This is a genomic window from Vibrio sp. 10N.222.55.C6, assembly GCF_041473395.1.
GTDB classification, from domain to species: Bacteria; Pseudomonadota; Gammaproteobacteria; order Enterobacterales; family Vibrionaceae; genus Vibrio; species Vibrio crassostreae_C.
The window spans coordinates 1-472 of record NZ_JBFRSD010000292.1 but is presented as its reverse complement, the minus strand read 5'-3'; the positions used below and the strand labels follow the sequence as shown (position 1 = coordinate 472).

The following is a 472-nucleotide window of genomic DNA, read 5'->3' as shown; positions in this document are numbered from 1 at the left end:
ATCGATTTATCAGCTGTTCAGCAAGCCCAGTGTTCGATCACCAAGGTCAAATGGTTGGCGTATTGGACATCACCAGTGAGCAGCAACAACACGACAGTTCCGTCCAATTACTGGTTCAAAATATGGTTCAACTTGTTGAGAACCAGCTACTGAGCCACATCCCACAAGGCACCACTCGAATCGATCTTGCGTGTGAGAAATCTTTACTACACAGTGGTTGGCAAGGGATAGTGATAGCCAATGAAGCTGGCGAGGTAGTCGCGCACAATCAAGTTGCCTCTCAGCTGCTGGATCAAACCTCAATCGTCGGCGAGTGCATCGACACTCTCTTCAACCAAACCTCATTAGACACGCCCTTTGTGTTTGAGAAACAGCACCTCAAACAAACAACGACCAAGCGCACGCGTTCCATTTCAGCATCGTGCGATTTGCACCATGGCGAACAACAGATAGAACACGCTTGGCAGCAAGC

At 48.9% G+C, this 472-nt stretch carries 1 pseudogene; it reads left to right on the top strand.

The window, feature by feature from the left end:
- Window positions 1–472, top strand: a pseudogene (locus tag AB4486_RS23735) (sigma-54-dependent Fis family transcriptional regulator); the annotation flags it as partial.